Raw genomic sequence first — 22,708 nt, 5'->3', positions numbered from 1 at the left:
TGTTCGGGGCCGCCGGTGCGGTCGAGCAGGTTCCGTCGTTCGTCGGCGTCGAGGATGTCGAGGTCACCGACCCGACTCCCCGCATCGGCAGAAAGGAAGCGGTCGAGAAAGGACAACAAGCGGTCGTGATGACATTTGAGAACGTCGTCGTCGTACAGGCTTGGGTTGGCTTGGAAGTCGATGTGCGTCCTGGTGCCGCCCACGCTCGGGTAGATGTTGACGAAAAGATCGTCGACGAGCCCGGAGGTCAACACGTGCAGTCGGCCGAGGTGCGGGCCCAGCCGGATCTCTCGGTCGGCCGGCATGATGTTGAGAGTCGGACCAAACGAGCGATTGCGGCTGATGTCCGTGCCGAGATCACGGCAGATGTCCTCACGGCGGTACCGCTGCCGCCGCAGCGCCCCGGTCAACTCGAGCTGGGCGGAGTGGATCAGTGTCCCGATCGTCACGTCCGCGCCCACGTCGAGCTGCAGCGGCACGACATTGGCCAACATCCCACCTGAGCGTCGCAGCGGTGCGGTCGTTCGGGCCGAAACCGGCAGACTGAGTACGATGTCCGATCTGCCTGTCATCCGGCACAGGAAGCCGGCAAGAGCAGCGACCAAGACCGTTGCTGCACTCGAGTTGTGCTTCGTTGCGACCGAATCGAGCAATGAGGCTACGTCGTGTGACAAGGCCGCGCTGGCCACTCGCGGATGCGCCTCGACGGGCGCCGACCGCCCGGCCAGGCTCGCAGGTTCCGGCAGTCCCGAGGTCCGTTCCGCCCAGTACCGCCGATCCGCCTCGAAGCGATCCGAGTTCCGGTAGGCAGCATCGATTTCAACGATCTGTGCGAGGTCCAGCACGCGGAGCGGCGGGGCCTCGACACCGGCAACTGCGGCCGTATACAACTCGGCAATACGCTGCATCAGCGTCATGGCGCCGTAGCCGTCGAGGGCGATGTGGTGAACGCGTGAGTACCAGTAGTAGTGCCGGTCGCCGACTCGGAGGACCGCCGAGACTGCGAGCGCATCGTGGAGGAGGTCTATCGGGGTGCTGAACTCGCTGCGCATCCACTGCTGCGCGGCGACGCTCGGGTCGTCCTCCGCGCGAAAGTCGATTCGTCGGATCCCGCTGTCGGAAGAATCGTCGACCAGTTGATACAGCTCACCGTCGTGATCGACTAGGCGTAAGAACCCGGAACCGAACTCCCTGGCCGCCACGCGACTGGTCGCCTCGAGCAAATCGATATCCAACTCGCCGAAGACCTCGACGTACTGCGCGATCGTGATCGGGAGCTCGCCGGCCAGTTGCTGGGCGAACCAGATTCCCTTTTGCGCGGCCGATAAACGGCATGCCTCGGACGGAAGGGCTCCCGAGCGCATTTCAATTCCTGGAGTCGGTGGTGGGACGGCGTCCACGACTCTTCTCCGATCTGCTCTTCGCACCAGGAGGCGTGCAAGGGTTGGGCTCGGGCCCGACCTCGGCGTGCTGGAGTTGCATGGATGTCCGCGCGCACGTGGTGTAGGCCGCTTCTCCCGCCTGATCGAAATGTGTTGCCACGTTGGCGAAGAACTTGTTCTCGTCGAGTAGTGCGAGCACTGTCGTGTAGCGGTCGGGACGGTGCTCGACGACGAGGCTGCCGCCCGCGTGCAGGAGCCGTGCCGCCGCAACAATCGTTTGCCGGGCGAGCTTCAGCCCATCTGTGCCGCTGACCAAGGCCCGTCGGCGGTACTCGCCGCACTGTGAGGGAAGGTCTTCGTCGTCGGGAATGCACGGTGGACGGGCGAGGACCAGATCGGCCGTTCCGGCAAGGCCGGACAGTAGATTGGGCGTGGTGACGGCGCTTTCGTGAAGCACGATCGGGCTCTCGCCGAGGCGGATCTGACGTTCGATGTTGCGTCGCGCCACGTTCAGGGCTGTCGGATCCGCATCCACGGCATGTACACCGGCGTCGGCTCGGGCATGCGCGATTGCCAGGGCGATTGCTCCCGAACCGGTGCACAGATCCACGACCACTGGAGTCGTGACATGTGAAATATCGGCGAGGGCCTCGGCAAGTACAAGTTCGGTGTTGGCCCTGGGTGCCGGCACACCGGGGCAGACCCACACTTCTACACCGCCCAGTTCGGCCCGCGAGAGTCGTCGCATAGCTCGATCGATGGCGTCACTCGAGGTCTGCGGACCAACGCTGTGTGCGAGGGCGGGGGATCTGCCGGCGCTGATCGTGAGGGCCCTGCGCATGGCGGCCGCCTTGACCAGGGTCTCGGTGAACTCTTCGTCGGGGTCGGATAATGCGACGATGGCGCCCCCGATCCCGAAGCTCACTGTCCCGTGCCGGGACACCATGGTTCGGATGACGATGCTGAGGTCGGCGGTGCCGTTGATGGACAGCCAGCCGAGGGCGCCCGAGTACACGCCTCGCGGCCCCTCCTCCAGCCGATCGATGATTTCCATGGTGCGTATCTTCGGTGCTCCGGTCATCGAGCCACCCGGGAAGCAGGCGCGCACACACCCGACTGCAGTCGCGTCGCTGCGCAGCGTCCCCCGCACCGTCGACACGAGTTGGTGGACCGGTGCGTAGGTTTCGACGTCGAACAATCGCGGTACGTGCACAGAACCGGGAGTGCAGACCCGTGAGAGATCGTTGCGCACGAGGTCGACGATCATGAGGTTCTCGGCCCGGTCCTTCTCGCTCGTCAGCAGGTCCTGGCGGAGCGCGTCGTCCGTCGCAGCGGTTACTCCCCGCGGCCGGGTGCCCTTGATCGGCTTGGACTCCACTACCCGGTCGGCGTCCACGCGCAGAAACCTCTCGGGGGAGGCGCTGAGTATGTCCGCTGCCTCGAACCTCAGGAGTGCTGCGTAAGGCACTGGAGTGATCGATCGGAGGTAGGCGAAGGTTTCGACGGGGTCTATCTCGACATCGATCTGGGCGTGGTTCGTCAAGCACACTTCGTACGTTTCGCCGACGCGAATGTTCTCCAAACAGGTACGGATCTTGTCGAGGTAGGTTTCACGGTTGTGGCGCAGCGTCATGCGCGGGTCTGCCGCCGACCTGATGAGCGGCCGCGCGGGAAGCGCATCGTCGGTCGTGACGGGCAACCGGTTGATTACCTGGGCCGTACGGCGCATCCAGTCGCGGGTTTCGGGTTCGTTGGCCTGCTCGCTGAGCGCCAGGAGGTAGCAGCTGCCGTCGACGTGGTCGATCACGACTGCGCGGTCGGCGAAGACCATGGCAGCGTCCGGTGTGTCCGCGGAGTGTTGCGCATTGCCGTCGGCTTCGGCCTTCAACTCGTAGCCCAGGTAGCCCACGTAACCCAGATTGAACGAGAACGGCAGGTCCGGCGATGGCGGCACAGCGCGGGCCCGCAACTGTTCGTCGAGATAGTCGAAGAATCGCACGGGTCGTTTGCCGGCCGGAACGCCGGAACGGTGCACCAGGACGGTGCCGTCCGCAACGTCGTACGTGATGTACTCGGCGCGTGGGCCAGATGCGTCGCCCATGATGGTGAAGCGGGCGTCCGACTCCACTGTGGAGCTGCCGTCGAGCCAAAAACTGTTGGGGCCGTCTGCGAACAGGCGCTCATACACCGTCTGCGGGTCGACTCGCCGATCTATCCGCCGTGTTTCCACCACGTATGGCGATAAGGTCCGCGGCCGACGTCGAGGCTTCGGGGCGGATCCCTTCCGGCGGGTCGGGGTGAGGTCACGGAAGTTGGCGAGGAGTTCATGTCCATGATCGGTACAGATCGATTCCGGATGAAATTGCACCCCCCACAGCGGGCGCCGGCGGTGCCTTACTCCCATGAGGATCCCGTCGGATGTCCACGCGGTTGGCTCCAGCTCATCAGGGAGATTTTCGACGGCGAGAGAGTGGTACCGGACGACCGACAGGGGCGAGGGGAGGCCCGCGAACAATTCTCTTCCGTCGTGGAATACCTCTGAGTTGCGACCGTGCCTCGGCTCTGGTGCCAAGACGACATGCGCACCGAACAGTTGGCATAAACCCTGATGGCCGAGGCACACTCCTAGCGTTGGAAGCCCACCCTGCAGAATGGCCCGCGAGCTGATGCCGAAGTCGCGTTCGCTTGCTGGACGACCGGGCCCCGGAGAGATCACGATATTGTCGAACTCGGTCAGTTCGATCGCACGCCAGTCGACGTCGTTGCGCACCACCGTCGGCGGGCACCCGTTGACCTCGCTGAGAAAGCTGTAGAGGTTGTATGTGAAGGAGTCGTAGTTGTCGATCAACAACGTCTTGGTAAACATCGTTCGCCCGGTTCTCGGCGTGTGAGGGATGCGACACTGCGGTGTCACTCGCCGGTGCACCGACGTGAAGAGGTCCCTCGACTTATTGCAGGAGCTTTCGTCTGAGCGCGCACCACCCGTGGCGCCCTCCTCCAGCACGGGGAAAGCTCGTGTGATTCATTGACTGGGGGCGTTGCCACCAAGACCTCTCGACGTGTCGGCCCCGTTAGGAGGCTCCGCCGACCTGAGGAAAACTGACCGGCTGCGCCTGAGTGCCGGCGATGCCCGCTCGTGCATTTTTGGGGACGAACCGGCCGGGGGACAACTGGGTCCTTGTACCGTCGATACGGTGGGCCTGATGGACATGATCAATCCTTAGGAGGGCTATTTAGCCTGTCTATCAACGCAACCCGCCCAGACCCCGACACGCCGCGCGAGGCGCGCACTCCACCTTAAGTCACGAAAGTCTGTGGATACAAGGGCACCCATCCGGGTAATCCACAGAGCAAATGGTCGGTTCCATTCGCGGAGGGTGACGGTGTGACTAGGGCCTCCGGCGCACGAAAGTGATTGCGTCTCTTGACCTCAGGGGTGATGTGTCTGCTGTAATGATCACGAGGATGGAACGGCCGACCGCGACGATGGCGGGCGCGTTTCCCCGTTTCGCCAGTTGGGGACGGCGCAGCCGGGGATTGCATCGGCATGAAGCTTTCTGTACCTCGTGCGCGGTGGTATCGCCTGGCGGCAATGCCGATCGAGTTCCCCCGGCCGGGACGGTGCACGCGGTCTTCGCCCGCTCCAGTCGAGCGGCGAGGACCTGGTGGGGAGTGGGCGAGGTTGCGGGCACCAGGCGGAGGTCGGGCGAGATCCGCAACAGCCACGTCGTCGAGGCGGAAGTGAGCGAAGAGACCGCGCAACCCTCGGGACCGTTGAGAGGCGAGATGTCGAGTCTCCCACAATTTGCCGATAACAATTGGTACGTCAACTACCTATCTGAACGCGAACTGTCCCAACAGCTTCCGTTCTCGGTGTTGCGCGAGCAGGCGGGAATGTCAGGGGTGTGGGCGCATGGATTCGAGCATGTAGTCGAGTTCGGCGATGGTGCGGTGGGGTGGGAGGGTGAGGATGGGCATCTCGGCGCCTGCCGTGTACCAGTGCTGGAGCTGGTCTCGAGCGGTGTCGGGTGTGCCCCAGACGGTGAGCTCGTCGAGCAGAACATGGGCTGCGGCTGGCACGTCAGCGTCGTCGTGGGTAGCGGCGGCAGTGAAGTGGGCGGCAGTCCGGGAATCTGCAGATCCGTGGGCAGGGTTCCCGGCAACTGCTCGACTCCCGGCGCGGTCGTGGAACCGGGTGTCCCCGGCACCGTGGCCGGCAATTCGATGGTCTGTGTCGGCGCGTCGGTGGTGGTGGTACCGGGCGTCGTCGCCGCGGGCGGCGTGGTGGGAGCGATCTTCTCGACCTCCGCGGCGAGCTTCGCACGCCACACGTCGAGTTCGTTGCGCAGGTCGGCGTCACGTACCCCGCCGGAACGGTCTGCGGCGCCCTCGAGCAGGTTCTTCGCCGCCTCCGCGTCGCCCGCGGCGATCAGCCGCTCGGCCTCCTGCAGCTGCGACGTGGTGTCGATCTGCGCGACGGTCGAATCGGCCTGCTGGCTGAACACGACCGACTTGACGCTCCACAGCGGATCGCCGGGTGCGGCGTTGTACGAGAAGATGGTGACGCCACCTATGACGACCGCGATCGCGGCGGCAGCGCCGGCGATGGGTCGCAACAAGCGGAGCTTGCCGCGGGCAGCGCTGCGTGCGGAACGGGCGTCCGAGGCGTCGATCGCCGCGATCACGTCGTCGAGCAGCGGCCCGGTCGGCATCGGCGTCGCCACGATGTCGGCGCGCCAATTGGTCAGCAGAAGCGCGAGCTCGTACTGCTCCGGCGAATCCGTCGCGACAGGACCGCCACCGGCGATCGCGTCGATCAAAGCGTCGTCGCGGCGCACTCGGGCGGTCCTGAGGCCCTGGGCCGGGGTCGACGTTCTTACGAGGGCATTGCTTCTTCGGGGTGGAAGATCCTCCTAGGTGGATTATCCCACCAGCGCCAGGTACTCGGCGAGGCTCAGCAGTTGCCACACCTCATGCGCTTCCGCAAGCGCGGTCGCGTCGTCCAGCGTGGCCAGTTCGTCGACACCGGCCTTGCGAGCTACCGCGATGCAATCGATCAGTGCGTCGAGCGGTGGTGCCTCACGACTGCGCACGACACCGTCGTTCTTCGCGGGTTGCGCCGACGTACCGGAAGCTCGATGCCGACGTGCGCGCGCTGGAGCGGGTGGTCTGGCGCAGCCGTTCGATCCCGATGAGCGCCATGCAGTCACGCGAGTGGTGCCCACATTCGTCTGCGCACGCAAGAAGCCGCCGGCACCTCACGGTGTCAGCGGCTTCGCTTCCTTCCCAGGCACGCTACGCAATGTAGGTCTGACCCGGGCGGGTGGTGACGGTGCCCGCCAGTGCGCCTCTCGGCAAGTGGTCGCTCGAAGCGACAATTTTCAATGTGGTACCCGGGGCATTGGGTCGAACACCGTCGAGTGTGTCAACGGTTCGCGGGGCAGCGGTATTCCTTCCCCGATGGGCGGCTTTCAGTGGTGCGCTTCGGCCCGTCGGCGCGCAAACTGGAACCAGGAGGTCAGGAGGTCGTCATGCGATTACTACGGGGCCTGCTCGACGTGGTGCTGGGCATCCTCACGGCCATTCTCGGCACGGTGCTGGGCATCGTCGCGGCGGTGGTATGGCTTGTCGGCGGGGTGCTCTGCGTAACAGTCATCCTGCTTCCTCTGGGCCTCCCCGTGGTGAGGCTGGCACGCCGCCTCTTCACCCTCGCCAGGAAGCTGATGCATCTTCCCTGACGCGCAGTGTGAAGAAGATGAACGGTGCCTCACGGCTGAGCCGCTCGAAGTGTTCTGGGGAGCGATCGTGCACCGCCGCACCGGGCCGCGGCTCCGAAATACGTTCGACGGTGAATCCCGCTGCGGTGAATGCGTCGAACATGGCGTGCAACGGCCTGTGCCAGAACTTCATGTGGAACGTCTCGCCGGACTTCACCCATTCCTCGGTGAACTCGTACGTTCCGAGATAATCGCCCTGCCCGGCAAGCCTGAAGTCCACGAACGGGTGATGGGTCGAGATGACTACGTACCCGCCTGGCGCGAGTACCCGGCGGAACTCGGTCAACGGTCTCGACCAATCGTGGACGTAGTGCATCACCAACGACGCGACGACGACATCGAAGATCGATGACCGGATGGGTAACTGCTGGTTGAGATCCGCCCGGATCAACGACACGTCGGGACCCAGGCGCGTTCGGGCGATCGCGAGCAGACCGTTGCTGAGATCGACGCCGGTGACGGCGGCACCGGCGGCGAGGAGTGCACGCGACAGCGCACCGCTGCCGCAGCCCGCATCCAGCACTTTCCGGCCTGCGACGTCGCCGACCAGCGCCAAGGTCGCAGGTCGCTCGTACAACGCGTTGTACACGTTGTTCTCGGTGTCGGCGTCATACGCCGACGCGTACGTGTCGTAGTCGTTGAACGTTGCCACGGTGTGATCATTGCGGATCGGCGCTACCGTCGTGCCCCGACCGCCCCGGCAGCCCTGGTGCCGCCCGGGTCATCCTGCAATTCGACCGAACTCACCACCCGGTGCCGACTGGCAGAGCGCCCCGGTGGGGGAGTCAATGCGCCCCGACGTATTCCTCCCTGCGGTGCAGCATGGCCGCTGCCATTGCGGGGCATCAGCACATGGCCGGCGAGCATCAGGCCGTCGCCGGAGAGCAGGCCGAGCCAGAGCGGCGGGAACAGCACGACGAACGCGAGATACATCGCCACCCCCATCTCGGCGATCGCCGGCCACGAATGCCGCCGCCGTGCCATCCATGCCGTCATCGGGGTGGCCATCGGCAACGAATGCACTTCGACGCGCGCATCGTGGCATGCACGGATGGCCGCTTCGGAGGAGCGAAGCGTGCGGACGGGCCTGCCCGAAATCGCTTGAACAGTATTGTATTGAAAACTTGTGCGTTCTAGGATTGGCGTATGGCGACGGTCGAGTACGGCACTGCGGAGCCGGGCGGATCTGGGACCCGCCGGTACCGCTCGCCGCTGCGTCGGATGCAGGCAGCCCAGACGCGGGCGGTCGTACTGGAGGCCGCTACCCGGTTGTTCGCCGAGCACGGCTGGGTCGCCACCGGTATGAGGGATGTCGCGCGGGCCGCGGCGGTTTCCGTCGAAACCGTCTACACGACGTTCGGATCCAAGGCGGACCTATTGAAGTTGGCGCTGGAGGTCGCCATAGTCGGCGATGACGCACAGGTGCCGTTGGCCGACAGGCCCGTCTACACGGCGATCGGTACGGGGCGCACGACCGGCGACCGCATCGAGATGGGTGCGCGCATGATCGCCATGATCAACGAGCGCATCTACCGCCTGGCCATGGCAATCCGCCAGGGTGCGACGGCGGATGCCACGCTCGCAGCGGTGGCCGCCGACCTGGAGGGGCAGCGCAGGCGCTCGGTCGCCGACGTCGCAAATATGATAATGGGCCACCACGCCGATCCTGGTCAGGTCGACGAACTGTGGGTCCAAACCCACGATCAGGTCTATGCCCTGCTCGTGGACGAATGCGGTTGGAGTCGCGTCCGCTACGAGTCATGGCTGATCGACCGCATCGCGGAAATCTTCGACCGCCCGGTGTGACATACGGGCACCATTGTCTGGAGTAGGTCATGACAACCGAAACTCGGCCTCCCGCCGACACTCGCATCATGCGCATCGTCCACAGCGCGCTGCGCCGCGATATTGCGCGCGCCGCGCAGGTGCTGCGCACAACACCTCCGCCCGTGCAGACTCAGCGGGTCGCCCTCGCCGATCATCTCGCGTGGATGATGCATTTCCTGCACCTGCACCACAGCGGCGAGGACCGTGGACTGTGGCCGCTGGTCCGCGAGTTGAACCCGGCCGCCGGAGCGCTGCTCGACGCGATGGACGCCGACCACACGCGAATCGGCCCCGAGATGGAGCGGGTCACCGCTGCGGCAACCGAATACCGTGCGCATCCGGCGGCCCGAGAAGAACTGTCGCGCTCCCTCGCCGCTCTCGAACAGGTTCTGCTGCCGCACCTGCAGCGCGAAGAGGACGAGATGATGCCGGTCGTCGCCCGCACCCTGACCTGTCGTCAGTGGGACGACGTAGAGCAGCAGGTGTTCATCGCCTCGAAGACCAAGCGGGAGCTGGGGATCGAAGCTCACTGGATCGTCGACGGTGTCGATCGGGAAGACTACGACGTCACCGTTCGCAAAGTCGATCCCGCCACCCGGTTCATGCTGCTCCATACGTTCAAACGACCATATCGGCGGGCATGCGCCGCCCGGTGGGGCGCCGACCTCGACGTGAGCCCCCGGCTCCACCAGCCACTCCGCACCGAGGGCTCGGCAGAACTGTGGATCGACATCCCGGCCCGGCAGCTGTACGACGCGGTCGCCGACGTCACCCGCATCAGCGAACGGAGCCCCGAGTGCCGCAGCTGCGCGTGGCTACCGGGACGGTCGCCGGGGACCGTGGGCGCCCGATTCCGGGGGCACAACCGCGCACATCACATGCGCTGGTCCCGGGTCTGCGAGGTGACCGCCGCCGATCCGGGGAGGAAGTTCGAGTTCCACACGGTGTCGGATCGGCGCAACCCGCTGTACCACGACTCGACCACCTGGTCATACACATTCAGAGCGGACGGCGACGGGACCCGGGTGACGCACGCGTATCGGATCGACGTACTGCCGTACGGCCCGCTGCTCTCGCTCTACTCACGCCTGCAGCCGCAGCACCGGGACATGCGGCCGCAGATGCAGCAGAATCTCAAGGCGCTGCGGCGGCAGGCGCGCGCCTGCACGCCTAGAGGGTCGTCCCTGCCCCGAACGGCCTAGTGCCCATTACTCGCTGTTATCTGCAGGTGGGGCGTCAGTGTTGCGGTGAGTCATGCTGTGGTCGGCCAGGGTCGGGCGCTTGTCGGCGGGTGCGGATTCTCTGGCTTCGCTACTGTCGCAGCCTCGCGCTTCGGCGGAAACCTGGTGCTCCCAGTACGCATCCGATCGTGCCCGTGGTGCCCACGGAACTCCCATGCGAAGTCCTCTCTGTGCGTGTGGCTGGAGGAGGTCGCTCTTCCTGTCACGTAGATCGCGCGGGTGGCGGCTTGTCGCGCCACTGCCGAGCCTCCCGGGTGTCTTTCCTTTGTACGCCTCGGCAGTGAGTTCTGTCGTGCCCAGCGGACCGGGTCGGTGACCTTGCAGCTCGGCGATTGGGCGAATTGGACGCAGCGGCCGGCGCGCTCGAGCTCGGGTTCGTTGCCTTATCCGGATATGCGGGGTAGACCTGAGGTACGGATCCACGACAGACCAAGGTCGAACCGGAAGAGAAGATTCCACCTCTCGGTCGTGGCACCCAGCACGAGTTGTAGGCACCCACGCAGAAAGCACAGCCCACTAACTGGGCTCAGCGCGGCGGGCTTGCGTCAGACGGGGGGATGTCTGACGCCGAGGCCACATTTCACCCCGCGCAACCATGCAGCTTGGTAACCAGACGTTCGTGCTCGCGGGCGGCGTCCCCTTGATCAGGGGCGCCGTCCGACGTGTGTCTGTGGAACGTCCGGGAACCTCCTCGCTCAGAGGGCCGGTGGATGGAACCTGTTCAGGCGGGCGATCGGGGTGCAGCGGAGACCCGGACGAGATGCTTCGATGGTGGTCTTCGATGCCCAGAGAAGGAGAGCACATGCTGGTGGCATTCAGCGTCAGCCCGATGGGCGGGGATTCCGACAGCGTCGGTGCCGCGGTTGCCGCGGCCGTGCGGGTGGTCCGCGAATCCGGGCTGTCCAACGAGACCACGTCGATGTTCACCACCGTCGAGGGTGAGTGGGACGAGGTGATGGCCGTCGTGAAGCGTGCAACGGACGTTCTGCTGGAACAGTTTCCGCGGGTCAGTCTGGTTCTCAAAGCGGATATCCGGCCGGGGCGGAGCGATCAGCTGCGAGCGAAGGTCGAGACGGTCGAGCGCTACCTGACCGACTGACGCTCGGTCATCCGCCCGCACCATGTTCGCCGGCATAGTGGTGGGCGAGTTCCGTGCCGATCCGGGCGAGCTCGGCCCGGACCGATCGAGGTTCGAGCACCTCGACCATCGACCCCCAGCCGGCGAGGTTCCGGGCGATGTCCAACGGGGTCGGTGCGGCGAGACGGATCCGGGCGCGACCGTCGTCGTCCGCACCGTCGGGGTGGCAGTGCCGCCCGAAGTGATCGCGCAGGATCGGCACGAACCTGGCGTCGATGAGCACGGTCGCCCACGTCGTCGAGCGCCGCTGTTCCACCTCGCCGACCACTTCGTCCCACGCCGCGGCGAGTGTGAAGTCGTCGGGGCGCTCGGCGGGCTGCTCCGTCGATTTGGCGTGGACGATCCGGTCGACCCGGAAGGTCCGCTGTCCCCGTTCGGTCCCGGCCAGGAGATACCAGCTGTCGTCCTTGTCGACGAGACCCCACGGGTCGACCAGTCGCTCGGACCGTTGCCGGGCGCTGTTCGTGTACGTCAGGCGCACTTTCCGGCGCCGAATCACGGCGGCCTGCAGCAGGTCGACCATCTCGGGCCTGCGGCGATCGCGTTCGCCCCACCGGGTGGGATCGATCATGGTGGCACTGGCGGCGGCCTCGGCGTCGGCCCGGAAGGTCTGCGGCAGCGCCCGCACCAGTTTGCGCAGCGCGGCCTTGGCCTCGCCCGAGACGGCGGCCGCCGGGCCGACCAGAAGGAACAGCGCCTGCGCCTCCGTCGCGGACAACCCGCTGAGGTCGGTGCGGGCGCCGCCCACCAGCGACCACCCGCCGCCGCGCCCGGACTGTGGGTATACCGGGATCCCCGCAGCGGACAACGCTTCCAGGTCGCGGCGAGCGGTCGCGACGGACACCTCGAGTTCGTCCGCCACCTCGGCGGCGGTCACTCGACCCCGGGACTGCATCAGCAGAAGGGTGGCGACGAGTCGGTCAGCGCGCATGTCCTCAGTTTCCCTCGAAAAGTGCTCAATTGGTGAGCACTTTGAGTCGGAGGATGAATGTTGTCACCGACCGAGGAAGGGAACCACCCATGTTGCGAGGACTCACCACCGTCAACTTCTACGCCGACGACCTCACCGCCGCCCAGGCCTGGTACACCGAACTGCTCGGAATCGAGCCGTATTTCGTGCGCTCGGTGGCGGGGGCACCCGCCTACATCGAATTCCGGATCGGCTACTACCAGCACGAACTCGGCATCATCGACAGCCGATTTGCGACGCCCGACCGGTCACGCGAAGCCGAGAACACGATGACCTACTGGCACGTCGACGATCTGGAGGCGACCGTCGAGCGGCTGCTGTCCCTGGGCGCCACCCTGCACGGAGAGCCGATCGAACACGGGCCGGGATTCGTCACCGCATCCGTGGCCGACCCGTTCGGGAACATCCTCGGCGTCATGTTCAACCAGCACTACCTGGACATTCTGGCTGCGAAGGCAGGCGCGTGATGGACACCCACGACGTGAACACCGTCGTCGCTCGCACGACCGCGCAATGGCGTGCCTGGCTTTCGGAGAACTGCCGGACCGAGACAGAGGTCTGGCTGATCATCCACCACAAGAACAGCGGAACGCCGAGCGTGCGCTACCACGAGGCGATCGAGCAGGCCCTGTGCTTCGGGTGGATCGACGGCCTGCACCGCAGACGGGACGCCGACAGTTCTCAACTGCGCTTCACGCCGCGCACCCCGCGCAGCACCTGGAGCCGGGTGAACCGGCGGCGCGTGGCGGACATGATCGAGCAGGGACTGATGACCGAGCACGGTTACGCCGCCATCGATCTGGCCAAGGCCAAGGGGACCTGGGAGAACACGGCGAACGGGGACAGCTCGGTCGTCCCCGGCGATCTGCGGGCAGCGTTCGGGCGAAACGACGCTGCACGCGCGAACTTCGACAAGTTTCCGCCGTCTTCGACACGGCTGATCCTGGAATGGATAGCGTCAGCCAGGAAGCCGGACACGAGGCAGCGGCGGATCGAGCGGACGGTCGCGCTGGCGGCGATGAACCTCCGGGCAAATCATCCGGGGGTCCGGGTCCCGGACGGTGTGCGGTAGCCGTCTCGAGATCGACGTCCGATCGGCGACAAGGAGAGGGGAGTCAGGACATGGACTGGCCGCACGAACTTGCCGATCAGCTCAGCTGGCACTGGCAGCATCAGTTGCGTCCCCGGCTGGAGGGGTTGACCGACGAGGAGTATTTCTGGGAACCCGCGACCGATGGCTGGAGTGTGCGCCCGCGCGGCGAGTCGCAGGCGCCGGTCCAGGCCGGGAGTGGCGCGTTCACCATCGACTTCGCCTTCCCCGAACCGGACCCGCCACCGGTCACCACCATCGCGTGGCGGCTCGGGCATGTGATCGTCGGCGTCTTCGGTGTGCGCATCGCCAGTCACTTCGGCGGGCTGCCCGTCGACTATCAGACGTTCGAGTACGCCGGCACCGCGGCCGAGGCGCTCGCGCAACTCGACGAGAACTATGCGGCCTGGTCTGCGGGTGTCCGGAACCTCGGAGTCGAGGGGTTCGCCCGGCCGTGCGGCCCCAGCGAGGGACCGTTCGCGGATTATCCGATGGCGGCGCTGGTGTTGCACATCAACCGGGAGGTCATCCATCACGGCGCCGAGGTGGCGCTGCTCCGCGATCTCTATCTGCGCCGGCCGGTAATCTGACCGGAATCCTGGCCCGCTCCACGGTTTTCACATCCAGTGGCCGCCCGCATCTGCCAAGCTCGGGTATGACACCGAACCGGCGGGTTCTCCTGTTGACGTGCGTCCTCGCTCTCCTGGCCGCGTGCACGTCGAACACCTCGTCCTCCGATTCTTCCTCTTCGGACACGAGCAACGGTTCTGCCGTCTCGTCGGCCGACCCGGCGCAGGCCGATGCGGTGATGAAGATCGTGCGCGACACCATGGCGGAGAGCCACCTGAAGGCGGTGATCGTGCGTGTCACGGTCGACGGCAAGGAGATCGTCACCCAGGCGCTCGGGGAGTCGATGACCGGGGTGCCCGCCACCACCGACATGCACTTCCGCAACGGAGCCGTCGCCATCTCCTACGTCTCCACGTTGCTGCTCCAGATCGTCGACGAGAAGAAGGTGAGCCTCGACGACACGGTGTCGAAGTGGCTGCCCGACATTCCGCACGCCGACCGCGTGACGCTCCGTCAGCTCGCCCAGATGACCTCGGGCTACGTCGACTACGTCATCGGCAACACCGAATTCGCCGAGGCCCTCTACGCGGCACCGTTCCGCAACTGGACGCCTGAGGAACTCCTGGCGTTCGCGACGTCGAAGCCGCTTCTCTACGAACCCGGGACCAACTGGAACTACGCCCACACCAACTACGTCATCCTCGGGTTGGCCCTCGAGAAGATCACCGGTCAGCCGATGACGGAACTCATGCAGGACAAGGTGCTCGGTCCGCTCGGCCTCGACAACACCACGGACCCGGGGACGGCGGCGATCACCGAACCCGTCCTGCACGCGTTCTCGTCCGAGCGGCGCGAGGCCCTGCAGATCCCACCCGGTGCGCCGTTCTACGAGGAATCCACGTACTGGAACCCGTCCTGGACCATCACCCACGGAGCCATCCAGACCACGAACATCTACGACCTCCACGACACGGCCGTCGCCATCGGCACGGGCGAACTTCTCTCGTCCGAGTCCTATGAGGCCATGGTGTCGACCGACCTGCGCGGCAAGACGACCACCCTGCCCGGCTGCACCACGTGCTTTCCGCAATCGGAGGACTACACCTACGGGCTCGGACTGCCGATCGTGGGCAACTGGCTGATGCAGAATCCGCTGTTCAGCGGATCCGCGGCGGCGGAGGCCTATCTGCCCTCGCAGAAGATCGCCGTCGCCGTCGCCGTCACCTACGAGCCGGCCGCCTTCGACGACACGGGGGCCTACAAGAACGAGGCCGACAGGCTGTTCCGGAAAATCGGCGCTCAACTCGCTCCGGACGACGCGCCGCCGATGGCCGTCGGCTAGCGTTCGCCCGCGACGCGGGCGAGTCGACGGACGAGAGTTCGCACCACCGGGCCGTAGGTGGCGGCGAGCACCGAGTCGAGGGGGCCGGGAGAGGACGTGGTCATCGTGATCCGCGAGCCGGCACCGTGGGCCTCGACGACGTGATCGAGCGTCATCGGTCCCACCCGCCAGGCCCAGGAACGGCCCGGTGTCTTGGCCGAGATCGACGCGGGAACAGGCACGATCCAGAGCAGTCGCGCCGCTCCACGCCGGCCGGCCTGAACCTCGGGGGACCCGAGACCCCACGCGCCGCGCAGGTGCGGCGCCCACTCGGACCAGCGCGAGGGCCGAGCGACGAGGGCCCACGCGACGCCCACCGCGGCGTCGGAATCAGCTGAGAAGGAATGCGGCACTGCGAACGAATACCCGTTTTCGACCCCGGCAGACACCGCAGACGCGGCTCGGGGAGGGGTCGGACGTGAACACCGGGTGAATTGGCCCGTGTCGAGTTGCATGTAACTCGGGGTGCTGGCCACGCTTGTGGGGAACGGCGAGGGAGGGAGCCGATCATGCTCGTTCGTCTGCCCGGGGTGTATCGCCCCCAGCGTGACACCTGGCTGCTCGCCGAGGTGCTGGCGGCCCGAGATCTCGGACCGGGCACCCGTGTGCTCGATCTCTGCTGTGGCACAGGGGTGTTGAGCGTCGAAGCGTGTGCTGCGGGGGCGGGGTGGGTGACTGCGGTCGACGTGTCGCGCCGGGCCGCGATCAGTACCTGGCTCAACGCCAAACTGAACCGCCGGACGATCCGCGTCGTGCGGGGCGACCTGGTGGACTCCGTCCGGACCCTTCGCTTCGACGTGGTCGTGGCCAATCCGCCCTACGCGCCGGCGACGGACGACGGCAGGCCGGGCCGGATACTCGCGCGGGCCTGGGATGCCGGCGTCGACGGGCGGGCCGTGCTCGATCGGATCTGCAGCGAAACCCCCGACCTTCTCGCTCCCGGCGGTACCCTGCTCCTCGTCCAGTCGACGCTCAACGGGGTGGACAAGACACGGGCGATGCTGGAGGAACGGGGACTTCGGGTGGACATGGTCGCATCGGAGGACGTGCCGTTCGGTCCCGCCCTCTCGTCCCGCGCGAGGATGCTGGAGGCGAGGGAGATGATCCGGCCGGGCCAGCGCACCGAGCGCATCGCGGTGCTGACGGCGACCGACCTCCGGTCCGGCGACGCCCCACGCCGACCCGGACTCTGACTGCGCCGTCGAACTGTTCTCGCCACGGCGCGCTGGTGAGTGGTTCGAGTGCCTCGCCGCAACCCGGGACACGATGCCCAGGATGTTGTTCGCGCTGTGGCCGTCCTCGGGAACAGCGACTGATCGGGTTCGCAACCACATCGTCGACGCTGGTGAACGACGGCTGGATGCCGCGTGTAAAGTTTGCCGTTCGACGACGCCCAGCTTTCGAGGACTGCTGAACCACTACATGGCCAAGATCGATCGCAGCCGCACTGCCGCACTGACCCAAGCGCCGACCCTCCACGAGCCGGATGCCGGCGTCCGGCGCACCGTGCTCCCCGGCGGACTCCGGGTGGTCACCGAATACGTTCCCGGTGTCCGATCCGCGTCCGTGGGCGTCTGGGTGGGTGTCGGATCACGCGACGAGCAGCCCACGGTAGCCGGGGCCGCGCACTTCCTCGAGCACCTCCTGTTCAAGGCCACGCCCTCGCGCAGCGCCCTCGACATCGCGCAGGTGATGGATGGCGTCGGCGGCGAGCTCAACGCGTTCACGTCCAAGGAACACACCTGTTTCTACGCGCACGTGCTCGACGACGACCTGCCCCTCGCCATCGATCTCGTCAGCGACGTCGTCCTGCGGGGTCGTTGCCGGTCCGCCGACGTCGACGTGGAACGCCAGGTGGTCCTCGAAGAGATCTCGATGCGCGACGACGACCCGGAAGACCTCCTCGGCGACGCGTTCCTGACCGCGCTGTACGGCGACCATCCCGTCGGCAGGCCCGTCATCGGCAGCGTCGAATCGATCGAATCGATGACCCGCACCCAACTCCACTCGTTCCACGTGCGGCGCTACACGCCGCCGCGCATGGTGGTGGCCGTCGCCGGCAACGTGGAGCACGAACCGACGGTCGAGCTGGTCCGGCGCGCGTTCGCCGGGCACCTCGAATCGGCGTCCGAACCTGCCCCCCGACGCGCAGGCACCCTGCGCCTGCGGACGGAGCCGACACTCAGCCTGACCAACAGGGACAGCGAACAGGTCCACCTCTCCCTCGGGGTGCGCGCGTTCGGGCGGCACGAGTCGCACCGCTGGGCGCTGTCGGTGCTCAACGCCGCGGTCGGTGGCGGACTCAGTTCCCGGCTCTTCCAGGAAGTGCGGGAGATCCGGGGCCTCGCGTATTCCGTGTACTCGGGCATCGACACGTTCTCCGACACGGGTGCGTTCTCGATCTACGCCGGGTGCCAGCCCGAGAACCTCGGTGAGGTCACCACGGTGATCCGGGAGGTGCTGTCGAACGTGGCCGCCGAAGGCATCACCGACGCCGAGTGCGCCCGCGCCAAGGGATCGCTGCGGGGCGGACTGGTTCTGGGACTGGAGGATTCGGGTTCCCGGATGCATCGCATCGGTCGCAGCGAGCTCAACTACGGCAATCACCGCAGCATCACCGAAACCTTGAGCAAGATCGACGCGGTCACTACCGACGAGGTGCGCGACGTCGCGCGAGTTCTGCTGCAGCGCCCGTTCGGTGCCGCCGTCGTCGGACCGTATCGTCGCAAGCGTGACCTGCCGGCCTCGGTGCGCGGCATCGTCCGGTAACGAGGATTCGCCGACAACAAGAGGAGAAGCCCGAGATGAAGATCCGTGGAGCGGTACTCGAGGAGATCGGGAGAACGCGCCCGTTCGCCGAGTCGGCACCGATCTCGATCTCCGAACTCGACCTCGACCCGCCCGGCGAGGGCGAGATCCTCGTCCGGATCGAAGCGGCGGGCCTGTGCCATTCCGACCTGTCCGTCGTCGACGGGAACCGGGTGCGCCCGGTCCCGATGCTGCTCGGGCACGAGGCCGCGGGGCGGATCACCCAGCTCGGAGCCGGGGTCGACGACGTCGCGGTCGGACAGCGTGTGGTCATGACGTTCCTTCCTCGCTGCGGTGAGTGTGAGGGCTGCGCCACCGACGGCCGCATGCCGTGCGTGCCGGGGACCAGTGCGAACAACGACGGCACCCTGCTCGACGGGGGAGCGCGACTGCACCGCGGCGGCGATGCCGTGCACCACCACCTCGGGGTGTCCGGATTCGCGACGCACGCGGTGGTCAACCGCCGCTCGGTCGTTCCCGTCGGCGACGACGTCCCCGCCGATGTGGCGGCCGTGCTCGGATGCGCGGTCCTCACCGGCGGCGGTGCCGTCCTCAACGCGGGCGATCCGCAACCCGGCCAGGCCGTGATGGTCGTCGGGCTCGGTGGAGTGGGGATGGCCGCGATCCTGACGGCGGTCTCCCGGGGTGCCGGCGAGGTGATCGGCGTCGACGCCGTACCCGAGAAACTGCAGACCGCACGCGAACTCGGCGCGACGGCCGTCTACACCCCGGCGGAGCTGGAGGAAGCCGGGGTCCGGGCGCCCATCGTCATCGAGGCCGCGGGGAACGCGCGCGCATTCGAATCGGCTGTTCGCGCAACCGCTCCCGGTGGCAAGACGATCACCGTCGGCTTGCCGTCGCCCGACGCGCGGTCGTCGATCTCCCCGCTCATCCTGGTGGCCGAGGCCCGCACGATCATCGGCAGCTACCTCGGGTCGGCGGTGCCGTCCCGGGACATCCCGATCTACGAGGACCTCTGGCGCGCCGGGAAGCTTCCCGTGGAGAAACTCATCTCCTCCCGCATCACCCTCGACGACATCAACCGCGGCATGGACGAACTCGCCGACGGCAGGGCGATCCGGCAGATCATCGTGTTCGACTGACCCGGCGGGCCGGTCGCGGGCAGAATTCTGCCCATGAGGTTCCGCACCACCATCGAGCTGGGCGGCAAGACCGCGACCGGTTTCCGGATCCCCGAGAACCGGGCAGGTGCGGGGGTCGCGGCAGGCGACGAGGTGGACGTCGACGTCGAGCTCGACACCGAACCCAGGTTCGTCACGGTTCCGCCCGACTTCGCCGAGGCGCTCGGCCGGCAGCCGGACGCGCGAAAGGCGTTCGACGCACTGTCGTACAGCAACCAGCGCCGGCACCTGCTGTCGGTCGAGGGGGCCAAGACGGACGAGACGCGGCAGCGCCGGATCGGTAAGGCCGTGGACGCGCTGCGGCACGGCTGAAGGGGAGCCGGCGCGAACTCCGTCAGGTGGAGTCGCCCGGGCGCCCGGTGACGTCTTCGACCGGCAGTGCCGACAGCGCGATCAGGGCGGACACGAAACCCTCGCGGTCGCGCTCCGGCAACCTGGCCAAGAGCCGCTCCTCGCCCTGCCGGATCGCCGCCTGCGCCGAGTCGCGCACGTCGTGCCCGTCCGGGGTCAGCGACAGCAGGCGGGCTCGGCGGTCCGCGGGATCGCGCTGACGGTCGATCAGGCCACGGTCCTGCAGGTCGTCGAGCACGCCGATGATCCGGGTCTTGTCGGCGCCGATTGCCTCCGCCAGCGCGGCCTGGGTGCGCAGCGGGTGCTCGTCGAGTGCCAGGAGCACGACGTATCCCCACATGGTCAGCCCGTGCTCCGCGAGCACGGGGAGTTCCGCCGCCACCAGCGAGCGGTTCAGGGCGGTCGTCATCGCCGCGAGATCGGGGCGGGTGCGTTCGTGCTGTCCGTGCGTCGGGTCGCGGCTGGGCATACCGCAGAAAATACACCTTGACCGATCATCTACCGAGGTAGATGATAAGCGAACGCGTATCAAATCGATTCGAGTGACGAGGTGCCGACGATGGATGTGGACGAGGTCCGGCGCTGGGATATCCGCGCCGTGCAATCGAGTGTGGAGTTCGTGTCGCAGGTGACGCGCGACGATCTGAAGCGCGCGACACCGTGTGCGCAGTGGACTCTCGGGGAACTGCTGGACCACATGACCGTGCAGCACCGGGGATTCGCCGCAGCGGCAGCGGGCGGAGGTCCCGACCCGTCGAACTGGCGGCCGCACGCGTCGGCGGATCCCGTCGCCGCGTACCGCTCGGCGGCCGACACCGTCATCGAGGCCTTCGCCCGGGACGGCGTCGGGGAGCGGCAGTTCTGGTTGCCGGAGATCAGCACCGAGTTCCCGTTCCCCGCAGCCATCGCCGTCGGGTTCCACTTCCTCGACTACGTGGTCCATTCGTGGGACGTCGCCCGGTCGCTCGGGCTCGACTTCGCGCCCGAATCCGGCATGGTGGCCGCGGTTCTCCCGATCGCACGACTCGTCCCGGACGGGGCGGACCGGTTGCGCGAGGGGGCCGCGTTCGCGCCCGGCCTGCCGACCGACCCCGACGCCGCCGATTTCGGTGCGGTGCTGTCGCTGCTCGGCCGATCACCGCACTGGCACCCCGAGTACGAGGCCGGCCGCGTCTGACGGCGAGACGTAGGTCTCCCGCCCCGCCCCTGCGCACCGGCCGGCACCCGTCGGTTGCGTAGGCTTTCGGGCGAATCGTTGTGACTGGACGGAGCGTGGAGAAGTGAGCGCAGCAGCACCCATCAAGGTCGGGGTTCTCGGAGCGAAGGGCAAGGTCGGCCGAGCGATCTGCGAGGCGGTGGAGCAGGCACCGGACCTCGAACTCGTCGCGGAGGTCGATCACGGCGACCGGCTGGAGACATTCGTCGAGGCCGGCACGCAGGTCGTCGTCGACTTCACTCACCCGGACGTGGTGATGGACAACCTGAAGTTCCTTGTGTCCAACGGTATTCACGCGGTCGTGGGCACGACGGGATTCGACGACGCCCGGCTCGACACGGTGCGGTCGTGGGTGTCGGAGCGGCCCGAGGTCGGTGTGCTCATCGCCCCGAACTTCGCGATCGGTGCCGTCCTCTCCATGCGCTTCGCCGAGGCGGCAGCACGATTCTTCGATTCCGTCGAGGTCATCGAGTTGCATCACCCCAACAAGGCGGACGCGCCGTCCGGCACCGCCTACCGGACCGCCGCCCTCATCTCGGAGGCACGCCGCAAGGCGGGCGTCGGACCGAGCCCCGACGCCACGACCACCGAACTGGACGGTGCGCGCGGCGCCGACGTGGACGGCGTGCGGGTGCATTCCGTGCGGCTGGCAGGGCTCGTCGCCCATCAGGAGGTCATCCTCGGCACACAGGGGGAGACGCTGACCATCCGGCACGATTCGATCGACCGCAATTCCTTCGCCCCCGGCGTCCTGCTCGGGGTGCGGGAGATCGGCTCCCGTCCCGGCCTGACCGTCGGTATCGACCCCCTTCTCGACCTGTGAAGGACGGCTCGACCAAGACCGTCGTCACGATCGGACTGCTGGTCGCGGCGCTGGTGTTCTACTTCGTCCTTCTCGGCCGACGCGGGATCGAGCTGATCCAGGCCGGCGGAGCGGCCGCGATCGGCCTGGGTGTCGGCGTCCTGATCCTGCCGTTCCTGGGCGCCTGGATCGTCTACGCCACGCTGCGTGCCGGATTCCAGCATCAGCATCTGTCCCGCCGCATCGCCGACGAGGGGCTCGAACTGGACGTCAGCGATCTGCCGAAGCGCCCCTCGGGCCGCATCGACCGGGACGCCGCGGACGCACTGTTCCAGCAGGTCAAATCCGAATGGGAAGCAGAACCGGACAATTGGCGGAACTCGTACCGCCTCGCCCGCGCCTACGACTACGCCGGCGACCGCGGCAGGGCCCGGGAGACGATGAAACGGGCCGTGGAACTCGAACGCGTCGAACGGGAAGGCGAGCCCGGCCGATAGGAAGCGGGCCCGGTCGTACGCTGACGACTGTGAAGTCACTACTCGTCGTCCACCACACGCCGTCGCCGGTGACCCGTGAGTGCCTCGAAGCCGTGCTGAAAGGCGCGCGGGACCCCGACATCGACGGGGTCGACGTGAAGTCGATTCCCGCTCTCGGCGCGACCGTGCCCGACGTCCTGGCAGCCGATGGGTTCTTGTTCGGGACGTCCGCCAACTTCGGCTACATGTCCGGTGCGCTGAAGCACTTCTTCGACACCGTCTACTACCCGTGCCTCGACGCGGTCGCGGGCCGCCCCTACGGGCTCTGGGTGCACGGCAACAACGACACCGCCGGGGCCGTGAAATCGGTGCAGAAGATCGTGACCGGGCTGGCGCTCACCCAGGTGGCCGAGATCCTGGAACTGACCGGATCGCTCGACGCGAGCGCGCGGGAGCGGTGCTACGAACTCGGTGCGACGGTCGCCGTGACGCTGGCCGAGGACGTCTGACGTCGCGGTGGAACGTGTCGGTGGTTGA

The 22,708-nt window shown here is 67.0% G+C and carries 25 protein-coding genes; 16 read left to right on the top strand and 9 right to left on the bottom strand.

Going from position 1 to position 22,708, the window contains the following annotated elements; genetic code table 11:
* The 4 genes from QM806_RS28965 to QM806_RS28950 form a co-directional block, all read right to left on the bottom strand.
* On the bottom strand, positions 1-1,364 hold a 1,364-nt coding region (locus QM806_RS28965; protein ID WP_283293674.1), incomplete at its 3' end, for a condensation domain-containing protein.
* 1 nt (position 1,365) lies between these two features.
* Positions 1,366-4,248 carry an aminodeoxychorismate synthase component I gene (pabB, locus tag QM806_RS28960; protein ID WP_169695771.1) on the bottom strand — a complete coding sequence of 961 codons (2,883 nt, stop codon included), beginning with the start codon at positions 4,246-4,248 and terminating at the stop codon, positions 1,366-1,368.
* Between the two features lie 964 nt (positions 4,249-5,212).
* A complete protein-coding gene (locus tag QM806_RS28955) occupies positions 5,213-6,220 on the bottom strand; it encodes an anti-sigma-D factor RsdA (RefSeq protein ID WP_283293672.1) in 1,008 nt (335 codons plus the stop codon).
* 84 nt (positions 6,221-6,304) lie between these two features.
* A complete protein-coding gene (locus tag QM806_RS28950) occupies positions 6,305-6,475 on the bottom strand; it encodes a hypothetical protein (RefSeq protein ID WP_155756112.1) in 171 nt (56 codons plus the stop codon).
* Positions 6,476-6,913: 438 nt separating this feature from the next.
* Between QM806_RS28950 and QM806_RS28945 the strand changes: the two genes are divergently transcribed.
* Positions 6,914-7,120, top strand: a complete 207-nt coding sequence (locus QM806_RS28945) for a hypothetical protein (RefSeq protein ID WP_025432377.1) — start codon at positions 6,914-6,916, stop codon at positions 7,118-7,120.
* Here QM806_RS28945 and QM806_RS28940 read toward each other — a convergent pair.
* Both QM806_RS28940 and QM806_RS28935 read right to left on the bottom strand, forming a co-directional pair.
* The gene (locus QM806_RS28940; RefSeq protein ID WP_005563907.1) at positions 7,086-7,811 is read right to left on the bottom strand and encodes a class I SAM-dependent methyltransferase; all 726 of its coding nucleotides are present in this window, start codon (positions 7,809-7,811) and stop codon (positions 7,086-7,088) included. The genes QM806_RS28945 and QM806_RS28940 overlap by 35 nt on opposite strands.
* Positions 7,812-7,834: 23 nt before the next feature.
* Positions 7,835-8,182, bottom strand: coding sequence for a hypothetical protein (locus QM806_RS28935; protein ID WP_283293670.1), 348 nt, complete (start codon positions 8,180-8,182; stop codon positions 7,835-7,837).
* A gap of 123 nt (positions 8,183-8,305) precedes the next feature.
* Here QM806_RS28935 and QM806_RS28930 point away from each other — a divergent pair, with 123 nt between their 5' ends.
* From QM806_RS28930 to QM806_RS28920, 3 genes are all read left to right on the top strand, one after another.
* Positions 8,306-8,965: a TetR/AcrR family transcriptional regulator gene (locus tag QM806_RS28930; RefSeq protein WP_169693312.1), complete on the top strand. Its 660-nt coding sequence runs from the start codon at positions 8,306-8,308 to the stop codon at positions 8,963-8,965.
* 29 nt (positions 8,966-8,994) lie between these two features.
* The gene (locus QM806_RS28925; protein ID WP_120659242.1) at positions 8,995-10,188 is read left to right on the top strand and encodes a hemerythrin domain-containing protein; all 1,194 of its coding nucleotides are present in this window, start codon (positions 8,995-8,997) and stop codon (positions 10,186-10,188) included.
* Positions 10,189-11,029: 841 nt separating this feature from the next.
* Positions 11,030-11,326 carry an MTH1187 family thiamine-binding protein gene (locus QM806_RS28920; RefSeq protein WP_009479982.1) on the top strand — a complete coding sequence of 99 codons (297 nt, stop codon included), beginning with the start codon at positions 11,030-11,032 and terminating at the stop codon, positions 11,324-11,326.
* Positions 11,327-11,333: 7 nt separating this feature from the next.
* Here QM806_RS28920 and QM806_RS28915 read toward each other — a convergent pair whose 3' ends face one another.
* The gene (locus QM806_RS28915; RefSeq protein ID WP_283293666.1) at positions 11,334-12,296 is read right to left on the bottom strand and encodes a helix-turn-helix transcriptional regulator; all 963 of its coding nucleotides are present in this window, start codon (positions 12,294-12,296) and stop codon (positions 11,334-11,336) included.
* Between the two features lie 89 nt (positions 12,297-12,385).
* Here QM806_RS28915 and QM806_RS28910 point away from each other — a divergent pair, with 89 nt between their 5' ends.
* The 4 genes from QM806_RS28910 to QM806_RS28895 all read left to right on the top strand — a co-directional run bounded on the left by QM806_RS28910 (position 12,386) and on the right by QM806_RS28895 (position 15,337).
* Positions 12,386-12,802: a VOC family protein gene (locus QM806_RS28910; protein ID WP_005563897.1), complete on the top strand. Its 417-nt coding sequence runs from the start codon at positions 12,386-12,388 to the stop codon at positions 12,800-12,802.
* Positions 12,802-13,407: a YdeI/OmpD-associated family protein gene (locus QM806_RS28905; RefSeq protein ID WP_120659240.1), complete on the top strand. Its 606-nt coding sequence runs from the start codon at positions 12,802-12,804 to the stop codon at positions 13,405-13,407. The genes QM806_RS28910 and QM806_RS28905 overlap by 1 nt, the downstream gene beginning before the upstream one ends.
* Before the next feature lie 50 nt (positions 13,408-13,457).
* A complete protein-coding gene (locus QM806_RS28900) occupies positions 13,458-14,015 on the top strand; it encodes a DinB family protein (protein ID WP_005563894.1) in 558 nt (185 codons plus the stop codon).
* A gap of 65 nt (positions 14,016-14,080) precedes the next feature.
* Positions 14,081-15,337 carry a serine hydrolase domain-containing protein gene (locus tag QM806_RS28895; protein WP_169695738.1) on the top strand — a complete coding sequence of 419 codons (1,257 nt, stop codon included), beginning with the start codon at positions 14,081-14,083 and terminating at the stop codon, positions 15,335-15,337.
* On the opposite strand, the gene QM806_RS28890 is transcribed toward QM806_RS28895, so the two are convergent.
* The gene (locus QM806_RS28890) at positions 15,334-15,729 is read right to left on the bottom strand and encodes an SRPBCC family protein (protein WP_169695737.1); all 396 of its coding nucleotides are present in this window, start codon (positions 15,727-15,729) and stop codon (positions 15,334-15,336) included. The two genes, QM806_RS28895 and QM806_RS28890, sit on opposite strands and share 4 nt — an antisense overlap.
* A gap of 156 nt (positions 15,730-15,885) precedes the next feature.
* Between QM806_RS28890 and QM806_RS28885 the strand changes: the two genes are divergently transcribed.
* The 4 genes from QM806_RS28885 (at position 15,886) to QM806_RS28870 (ending at position 19,638) form a co-directional block, all read left to right on the top strand.
* Positions 15,886-16,569, top strand: a complete 684-nt coding sequence (locus QM806_RS28885; RefSeq protein WP_169695736.1) for a HemK2/MTQ2 family protein methyltransferase — start codon at positions 15,886-15,888, stop codon at positions 16,567-16,569.
* Between the two features lie 229 nt (positions 16,570-16,798).
* Entirely contained in the window at positions 16,799-18,145 is a 1,347-nt protein-coding gene (locus QM806_RS28880; protein WP_005261176.1) for a M16 family metallopeptidase, read from the top strand.
* A 35-nt stretch (positions 18,146-18,180) separates the two neighbouring features.
* Positions 18,181-19,287, top strand: a complete 1,107-nt coding sequence (locus tag QM806_RS28875; protein ID WP_005261175.1) for an alcohol dehydrogenase catalytic domain-containing protein — start codon at positions 18,181-18,183, stop codon at positions 19,285-19,287.
* Positions 19,288-19,320: 33 nt separating this feature from the next.
* The gene (locus tag QM806_RS28870) at positions 19,321-19,638 is read left to right on the top strand and encodes a YdeI/OmpD-associated family protein (RefSeq protein WP_005563885.1); all 318 of its coding nucleotides are present in this window, start codon (positions 19,321-19,323) and stop codon (positions 19,636-19,638) included.
* A 22-nt stretch (positions 19,639-19,660) separates the two neighbouring features.
* Here the strand turns inward: QM806_RS28870 and QM806_RS28865 are convergent, their stop codons facing one another.
* Positions 19,661-20,146, bottom strand: a complete 486-nt coding sequence (locus tag QM806_RS28865) for a MarR family winged helix-turn-helix transcriptional regulator (RefSeq protein ID WP_005563883.1) — start codon at positions 20,144-20,146, stop codon at positions 19,661-19,663.
* Between the two features lie 90 nt (positions 20,147-20,236).
* Here QM806_RS28865 and QM806_RS28860 point away from each other — a divergent pair, with 90 nt between their 5' ends.
* The 4 genes from QM806_RS28860 (at position 20,237) to QM806_RS28845 (ending at position 22,680) form a co-directional block, all read left to right on the top strand.
* Positions 20,237-20,854: a TIGR03086 family metal-binding protein gene (locus QM806_RS28860; protein WP_120659238.1), complete on the top strand. Its 618-nt coding sequence runs from the start codon at positions 20,237-20,239 to the stop codon at positions 20,852-20,854.
* 103 nt (positions 20,855-20,957) lie between these two features.
* On the top strand, positions 20,958-21,716 hold the full coding sequence (dapB, locus tag QM806_RS28855) for a 4-hydroxy-tetrahydrodipicolinate reductase (protein ID WP_005261171.1): 759 nt from the start codon (positions 20,958-20,960) through the stop codon (positions 21,714-21,716).
* On the top strand, positions 21,713-22,192 hold the full coding sequence (locus QM806_RS28850) for a hypothetical protein (RefSeq protein ID WP_005261170.1): 480 nt from the start codon (positions 21,713-21,715) through the stop codon (positions 22,190-22,192). The genes dapB and QM806_RS28850 overlap by 4 nt, the downstream gene beginning before the upstream one ends.
* Positions 22,193-22,221: 29 nt before the next feature.
* On the top strand, positions 22,222-22,680 hold the full coding sequence (locus QM806_RS28845; RefSeq protein ID WP_005261169.1) for a flavodoxin family protein: 459 nt from the start codon (positions 22,222-22,224) through the stop codon (positions 22,678-22,680).
* Positions 22,681-22,708 lie beyond the last annotated feature (28 nt).

This window comes from Rhodococcus sp. IEGM 1351 (assembly GCF_030056875.1).
GTDB classification, from domain to species: domain Bacteria; phylum Actinomycetota; class Actinomycetes; order Mycobacteriales; family Mycobacteriaceae; genus Rhodococcus_F; species Rhodococcus_F opacus.
This window is presented reverse-complemented; position numbering and strand designations above follow the sequence as displayed.

Coding starts and splice junctions, on each gene's coding strand:
- QM806_RS28860 (WP_120659238.1), top strand. CDS start 20,237: ATGGATGTGGACGAGGTCCGGCGCTGGGATATCCGCGCCGTGCAATCG.
- QM806_RS28910 (WP_005563897.1), top strand. CDS start 12,386: ATGTTGCGAGGACTCACCACCGTCAACTTCTACGCCGACGACCTCACC.
- QM806_RS28885 (WP_169695736.1), top strand. CDS start 15,886: ATGCTCGTTCGTCTGCCCGGGGTGTATCGCCCCCAGCGTGACACCTGG.
- QM806_RS28895 (WP_169695738.1), top strand. CDS start 14,081: ATGACACCGAACCGGCGGGTTCTCCTGTTGACGTGCGTCCTCGCTCTC.
- QM806_RS28920 (WP_009479982.1), top strand. CDS start 11,030: ATGCTGGTGGCATTCAGCGTCAGCCCGATGGGCGGGGATTCCGACAGC.
- QM806_RS28915 (WP_283293666.1), bottom strand. CDS start 12,296: ATGCGCGCTGACCGACTCGTCGCCACCCTTCTGCTGATGCAGTCCCGG.
- QM806_RS28900 (WP_005563894.1), top strand. CDS start 13,458: ATGGACTGGCCGCACGAACTTGCCGATCAGCTCAGCTGGCACTGGCAG.
- QM806_RS28865 (WP_005563883.1), bottom strand. CDS start 20,146: ATGCCCAGCCGCGACCCGACGCACGGACAGCACGAACGCACCCGCCCC.
- QM806_RS28870 (WP_005563885.1), top strand. CDS start 19,321: ATGAGGTTCCGCACCACCATCGAGCTGGGCGGCAAGACCGCGACCGGT.
- QM806_RS28925 (WP_120659242.1), top strand. CDS start 8,995: ATGACAACCGAAACTCGGCCTCCCGCCGACACTCGCATCATGCGCATC.
- pabB (WP_169695771.1), bottom strand. CDS start 4,248: ATGTTTACCAAGACGTTGTTGATCGACAACTACGACTCCTTCACATAC.
- QM806_RS28880 (WP_005261176.1), top strand. CDS start 16,799: ATGGCCAAGATCGATCGCAGCCGCACTGCCGCACTGACCCAAGCGCCG.
- QM806_RS28875 (WP_005261175.1), top strand. CDS start 18,181: ATGAAGATCCGTGGAGCGGTACTCGAGGAGATCGGGAGAACGCGCCCG.
- QM806_RS28930 (WP_169693312.1), top strand. CDS start 8,306: ATGGCGACGGTCGAGTACGGCACTGCGGAGCCGGGCGGATCTGGGACC.
- QM806_RS28905 (WP_120659240.1), top strand. CDS start 12,802: ATGGACACCCACGACGTGAACACCGTCGTCGCTCGCACGACCGCGCAA.
- QM806_RS28945 (WP_025432377.1), top strand. CDS start 6,914: ATGCGATTACTACGGGGCCTGCTCGACGTGGTGCTGGGCATCCTCACG.